We start from the raw sequence: 7,041 nt of genomic DNA on the forward strand, positions 1-7,041 counted from the left end.
CCAGGCGGATTGACGAGTTTCGCGGCATCAGGCACCGAGCCGGCCTGGACAGGCCCGGGCAGCGATGAGGCCCGCTGGGACGCGTTGTTCGACGCCGGCCAAGCTGATGCGTCCGCCGCCGCCGTGAAGGCCGACGAGGTTACAACCGCCGCCGGGGACCCGCAACCAACCGACCCCACCGGAACCGGAACCGGAGCTGGAACCGAGACTGAAGTCGCCGCTGAACCCGGAACTGAAGAACCGGAAGCAACCAGCGCATCCTCAGATTCGGCCGCTCCCGAAGCGCCGTGGGCCCAACCATTCGCGAGCGGGCAACCGCAGGCTCCCGGGAGCCCTGTTCCGCCTGTGGGCGGGCCCTATGGCCTTCCACCGACGGGAGGGGATGACCCTGCCCCTACGCGCATCCGAGCCCGTTCCGCCGGCCGCTCTTCCCGCGGCGGAAGCCGGAAAAAGCTGATCATTCTGGGTGTTGCAGGACTGGTGGTGCTCGCCCTGTTGATCTTCGCGATCGCGAGCATCGTCAATGCGCTGGGTGCGGACACTTCCGATGCCGCGTCCTCTGCCAGCACCACTCCGGGTGCGGACGGCATCATCGCGGAAGGCATCTCGCCCCTCGAACTCGTCGCCGGAGACTGTATCCACGGCTTCGATTCCACTGACCTCAGCGCTGACGTCACCACCGTTACGTGCACCACGCCGCACAATGCCCAGCTATTGGCCACCACCTCCTTCCCCGAGGACTCGGAGTTCCCCGGGGAAGCTGCACTGAATGCCAGCGGAGACGATCTGTGCAACTCGGTGGCGATTGATGAGAACGCGGCCGCAGAGTACGCGGGCCTCACACTGACCCAGGTCACCCCGACGTCGGGTACCTGGGCGGACGGCGACCGGCGCATCGACTGCTTCGTAGTCTCCGATGAAGGCAACGTCATCACAGACACCCTGCTGGCCGGGTGACCGAAAGAAGTGCCTGGATCCCCGTACCGACGCCGCCGGCACGGGGATCTGCCACTTTTAGGCCGTAACGCTGCCGACGCTCAGCCCTGCTGCCCCGTCCGCTGCACGGTCAACCCGGACCTTGTCGCCGTCGCTGATTTCTCCTGACAACAATCCGCGCGCGAGGCGGTCGCCGATCTCACGCTGCACCAGGCGGCGAAGCGGCCGGGCACCGTACGCGGGGTCAAACCCGGTGAGTGCCAGCCATTCCCGCGCGGCGTCGGTGACATCGAGTGTGAGCCGGCGGTCCTGAAGCCGGGCCGCGAGCGCAGCCACCTGCAGATCCACAATCTGCGAGAGCTCCTCAATGCTGAGCGCGTCGAACATGATGATGTCATCGAGCCGGTTGAGGAACTCCGGCTTGAAGCTTGAGTTAACCACCGACATGACCGCATCCCGGCGCGCGGCCTCATCCACGGTGGGGTCCACCAGGAACTGGGAACCCAGGTTGGATGTCATCACCAGGATCACGTTGCGGAAGTCCACCGTGCGGCCCTGACCATCGGTGAGCCGGCCGTCGTCGAGCACTTGAAGGAGGATGTCAAACGCTTCGGGATGAGCTTTTTCCACCTCGTCGAGCAGCACCACGCTGTAGGGCCTGCGCCGGACCGCTTCGGTGAGCTGCCCGCCCTCCTCATACCCCACGTACCCGGGAGGCGCGCCGACCAGCCGCGCAACCGCATGCTTCTCCGAGTACTCGGACATGTCGATGCGGATCATTGCACGCTCATCGTCGAACAGGAAGTCCGCGAGGGCCTTGGCGAGTTCAGTTTTACCTACACCGGTAGGCCCGAGGAAGAGGAAAGATCCGGTGGGCCGGTCCGGGTCCGAGATCCCGGCACGGGCGCGACGCACTGCATCGGAAACCGACGCAACGGCCTTCTTCTGGCCGATCAGGCGCTCACCAAGGTTCTCCTCCATGTGGAGCAGCTTGTGGCTTTCACCCTGCAGCATGCGGCCCGCCGGAATACCGGTCCACGCAGAGATCACCTCCGCAATGTCCGATGCCGTGACCTCCTCCGCGACCATCAGCTCCGGCGAATCCGCGGACCGCTCCTCCTCCGCCTGCGCGGCATCAAGTTCCCGCTGGACCTGCGGTATCTCGCCGTAGAGAATGCGGGAGGCAGTCTCGAAATCACCCTCGCGCTGGGTGCGTTCCTGCTGTGAGCGCAGTTCATCCAGCTTCGCCTTGAGGTCGCCGATGCGGTTCAGCCCGGCCTTTTCCGCCTCCCAGCGGGCGTTCAGCGCAGCGAGCTGCTCCTTGCGGTCCGCCATGTCCGCGCGGAGGGCCTCCAGACGCTCAACCGACGCTTCATCAGACTCACCCTCGAGCGCCAGTTCCTCCATGGTGAGGCGGTCGACGGCGCGGCGCAGCTGGTCGATTTCCTCCGGGGCGGAATCGATCTCCATCCGCAGCCGGGACGCCGCTTCATCCACCAGGTCGATGGCCTTGTCCGGTAGCTGGCGTCCGCTGATGTACCGGTTGGACAGTGTTGCGGCCGCAACCAGCGCCGAGTCCGCAATGGACACCTTGTGGTGGGCTTCATAGCGTTCCTTGAGTCCGCGCAGGATGCCCACGGTGTCCTGAACGCTTGGCTCACCGACGTAGACCTGCTGGAACCGGCGTTCGAGCGCCGCGTCTTTCTCGATGTTCTCCCGGTACTCGTCCAGGGTGGTGGCGCCGATCAGGCGCAGCTCGCCGCGGGCGAGCATGGGCTTGAGCATGTTGCCGGCGTCCATGGACCCTTCCGACGCACCCGCTCCGACAACGGTATGCAGCTCATCGATGAAGGTGACCACCTGTCCGTTCGAGGCTTTGATCTCCTCAAGGACCGCCTTGAGGCGTTCCTCGAACTCCCCGCGGTACTTGGCACCGGCGATCATCGAACCCAGATCGAGGCTGATGAGCGTCTTGCCCCTCAGTGACTCAGGAACGTCCCCCGCGACCATGCGCTGCGCCAGGCCTTCCACGACGGCCGTCTTGCCGACCCCCGGCTCACCGATCAGCACGGGATTGTTCTTGGTACGGCGAGAGAGCACCTGCACCACGCGGCGAATCTCGGTATCACGCCCAATGACCGGGTCCAGCTTGCCCGAGCGCGCGATCTCCGTCAGGTCCACACCGAACTTCTCAAGCGCCTGGAAGGTGTTCTCAGGATCAGGGCTGGTGACGCGCCGGTCCCCACGCACGCCCGGGAGCGCCGCAATCAGCGCATCACGGGAGGCTCCTTCCTCGCGCAGAATCCGGCCTGCAGGCCCGGAGTCAGCGGCGATCCCGAGGAGGAGGTGTTCGGTGGAGACGAAGGAGTCCCCCAGCGATTCCGCCTCCTGCTGCGCAGCGGTGATGACCCTCAGCATGGGCTGTGAAAACTGTGCCTGGGCAACGGATGAACCCGACGACGACGGCATCGCCTTGATCGCGGCGCTCGCCTTGACGCTGACACTGTCAGCACCCACACCGGCAGCCGAGAGCAGCGCGACAGCCACACCGTCCCGCTGATCCATCAACGCCTTGAGTACGTGTGCGGGCTCCACCTGGGGGTTTCCTGCGGTGGAGGCATTCATAGCGGAAGCAGACAGTGCTTCCTGGCTCTTGGTGGTGAACTTGGTGTCCATGCTGGCCCTCCTGCATTAGCGCAAACTACTAAGTTGAGTGTACTACGCTCAACTTAACGCCGCAGTGTTCGGAGGGCGTTTTCACTTCAGGCGAACCGCTGCCGATGCACAGAGCCGCCTCAGGCCTCCCTGCCCTTCGACACCCAGCCGGGGTTGGCACTGCGCTCGCCCACCACGAGGTCCGCAGCCGCATCCAGCACATCCAGATCCGCGTCGGAAAGCGTCACCGAAAGCGCGCCTGCGTTCTCGTCGATGCGCTCCGGTTTGCGGGTGCCGGGAATCGGAACTACCGGAAGCCCAAACTTGGAGCCCTGCGCCCCGAGCCAGGCAAGGGCCACCTGCGCGGGCGTGGCTCCGGCATTGACGGCCACCGCTTGGACGGCTTCCACCACGGCGGCATTGGCATCCATCGCGTCCGCGCTGAACCTCGGCACGCGATGCCGGAAGTCGCCGGCAGAGAGTGACCGAGCCTGGACCGTCCCGGTGAGGAACCCCCTACCGAGCGGCGAATAAGGCACAAACCCAACCCCGAGCCGTACAGCTGCGGGCACAACCTGACGTTCGACGTCCCGGCTCCAAATGGACCATTCGCTCTGTACGGCGGCGATCGGATGCACGGCATGGGCGGCCGACAACTCATCCGCAGTCACCTCTGAGAGTCCCAGATGGCGCACCTTTCCCGCTGCAACCAATACCGCCATCGCGTTGACTGTCTCTTCGATCGGTACGGAAGTATCACGCCGGTGCATGTAGTAGAGGTCAATGACGTCCGTTCCCAGCCGCCGCAGGCTGGCTTCTGCTGCGCTTTGCACATAGGCAGCATCTCCGCGGACGCCCGTGTAGCCTGAAGCCGGGCTCCCCTCGATTCCGAACTTGGTGGCGACTTCCACCTCGTCCCGCCGCCCCTGGAGCAGCCGGCCAACGAGTTCTTCGTTGCTGCCCGCACCGTACACGTCAGCCGTGTCGATGAACGTCACGCCGGTGTCGACAGCATGGTGGAGCGTTTTCAGTGCCTGTTCCTGATCGAGCCCGCCGTAGACATCGGTGAGCGCCATGCCGCCGAATCCCTGGGCGCTCACGGTGAGGCCGGTTGCCAGTTCAGTTCGGATGAGGGTGGTCATGCCCTCGATGGTATTCCGCTGACAGGCCGCCCGACAGGCCTGCGCGGCGTATGTGGACAAGCGGGATCATCCGGGAAGCACCTAGGCAATAATGAACCCATGGGGAAAACCAACATCACGTCCGTCCTGACCGTTGCCGCGTTGGCGTTGACGCTGACCTCCTGCTCACAGGATGGTCCTACGGCCGAGGATGCAGCCACACGCCTCGCCGAGGGCTTGGCCGGCGGGGACCTGAGCAGCGTTGCTTTTGCCGCCGTCTCCGGTGAGGATGCCACAGCGCAGCTCGAAGAAATCACCGCTGCCCTTGACGCGGTTTCACCGAAGGTTTCCGTTGCGGGCGTGGAATCGACGGGAGAAGACACCGCAACGGCCCAGCTGAATCATGTGTGGGATCTTGATGACAGCGACAAGGATTGGACCTACACCACCACCGCCGAGCTGACGCTGGTTGATGACCAATGGCAGGCGGGCTGGGATCCCTCCGTCGCCGTTGACGGCCTCAGTGCCGAAGCTTCGCTTGCGGTCTCCCGCACACCGGCCGAACGCGCGGAAGTCCTCGGCGCCGGTGGCGAGGTTCTGGTGACAGACCGCCCGGTCATCAGGGTGGGCATCGACAAGACGCGGATCGATGCTTCCGGGCTTGAATCGTCGTCCGCCGCGCTGGCCGAACTAGTCGGCATCGATCCTGCCGCCTACACAGAACAGGTGCTGAGTGCCGGCGAGCAGGCCTTCGTCGAGGCGATCGTCCTGCGTGACAACGAGGACCGCCCCGTCTCGGACGAAGAGATTGACGCTATCCCGGGAGCATCCGGCATCCCGGACACCATGTCCCTTGCCCCCACCCGCACCTTTGCCCGGGAGCTGCTGGGGTCCGTTGGGCCGGTGACGGCTGAGCTGGTGGAGCAGTCTGCTGGTCGCCTCGAACCGGGTGATGTTGCGGGCTTATCGGGTCTTCAGTTGCAGTATGACGAGCAGCTGGGCGGCACCCCCGGGATGGTCATCGAAGCCGTGACCGGGGAGGGAGAAGCACGCACCAGCGAAGTCCTCTTCGAGAAGGCGCCGGTTCCCGGAGAGCCGCTGGAACTCACACTTGATCCGGCGCTGCAGACACTGGCAGAGAACGTGCTCGCAGAAGAACCCTCGGCATCCTCGATTGTGGCTATCCGGCCGTCAACTGGAGAAATCCTGACGGTCGCGAACGGCCCCGGCAGCGAGGGTTTGCAGACCGCACTGCTTGGCCAGTATCCGCCCGGATCTACCTTCAAGGTGGCCACATCACTTGCCCTGCTCAAGAACGGCTTCACCCCGCAGACCCCCACCAGCTGCCCCGAGGAGCTGGTGGTCGAGGGGCGCGCGTTCAACAACGTGCCGGGGTATCCCGCGCAGTTCACCGGGAAAATTCCGCTCCTGCAGGCCGTTGCGCAATCCTGCAACACTGGCTTCATCTCACAGCGCGACGTCGTTTCCCAGGAAGCGCTGGCCTCGGCTGCCGCGGACCTGGGCATTGGAATCGACGTTCCCATTGGAACCCCCGCTTTCTTCGGCTCGGTTCCGACGGAGGCGGACGGCACTGCTCATGCAGCATCCATGATCGGGCAGGGCGAGGTCCTGGTCTCCCCACTGTCCCTGGCCATCATGGCCGCCTCGGTCGGCGCCGGAGAACGGGTGGCACCCACGCTCCTGGCAGGGACCGCAGCGCCGGAGGAGGCGCCGCCGTCGTTGGCTTCTGCTGAGCCCTCAACTGAACAAACAGCAGAAGCCCAGACACAGCCGGCTCCAACGCCAAGTAGCCTGACGGCCGACGAGGCGGCAGCACTTCGGGAGATGATGGGCGCCGTCGTCACGGTGGGTGGTGCGCAACTGCTCGCGGATATCCCGGGCGAGCCGGTCCTCGCCAAGACCGGCACGGCCGAATTCGGCACGGAAGATCCGCCCCGGACGCATGCCTGGGTGGTAGCTCTGCAGGGGGATCTTGCGGTTGCCGTTTTCGTTGAGGAGGGTGAACGCGGCTCCATCTCCGGCGGCCCGCTGATGGAGGAATTCCTTCGCGGGGCCGGTCAGTAGCCGGGCCGCTACCGCAACCGCTGCAGGTACCGGCTGCCCGATGTCGGAACGATCTCCTTGCCGATCGTTCCTGGTAGCCACTGTTCTGATCGACGCAAAAACGCCTCTGCCCACCGAGTTGTTCGTCAACTCGGTGGGCAGGGGCGTTTCAAGGATGCTACCTAGCGGCCGCGGCGCTCATTCGACGCCGGTGCGCTCGCCCTGCGTGAGCCGGCTCCACGCGAGCCCGCCGGACGTCCAGCCG

The 7,041-nt window shown here is 65.2% G+C and carries 4 protein-coding genes; 2 read left to right on the plus strand and 2 right to left on the minus strand.

From position 1 onward, the window contains the following. A partial coding sequence (locus P4U43_RS17245; RefSeq protein WP_277359835.1) for a septum formation family protein occupies nt 1–957 on the plus strand: 957 nt, incomplete at its 5' end. Nucleotides 958–1,014: 57 nt separating this feature from the next. Here P4U43_RS17245 and clpB read toward each other — a convergent pair. Next, nucleotides 1,015–3,612: an ATP-dependent chaperone ClpB gene (clpB, locus tag P4U43_RS17250; protein ID WP_277359836.1), complete on the minus strand. Its 2,598-nt coding sequence runs from the start codon at nt 3,610–3,612 to the stop codon at nt 1,015–1,017. Between the two features lie 119 nt (nt 3,613–3,731). Then, nucleotides 3,732–4,733 carry an aldo/keto reductase gene (locus P4U43_RS17255; protein WP_277359837.1) on the minus strand — a complete coding sequence of 334 codons (1,002 nt, stop codon included), beginning with the start codon at nt 4,731–4,733 and terminating at the stop codon, nt 3,732–3,734. 99 nt (nt 4,734–4,832) lie between these two features. Here P4U43_RS17255 and P4U43_RS17260 point away from each other — a divergent pair, with 99 nt between their 5' ends. Then, nucleotides 4,833–6,797 (plus strand): penicillin-binding transpeptidase domain-containing protein, encoded by a 1,965-nt coding sequence (locus P4U43_RS17260; protein WP_277359838.1) that lies wholly within the window; start codon nt 4,833–4,835, stop codon nt 6,795–6,797. Nucleotides 6,798–7,041: the final 244 nt, after the last annotated feature.

It is taken from the genome of Arthrobacter vasquezii, assembly GCF_029455255.1.
In the GTDB taxonomy this organism is placed as follows: Bacteria; Actinomycetota; Actinomycetes; order Actinomycetales; family Micrococcaceae; genus Arthrobacter_D; species Arthrobacter_D parietis.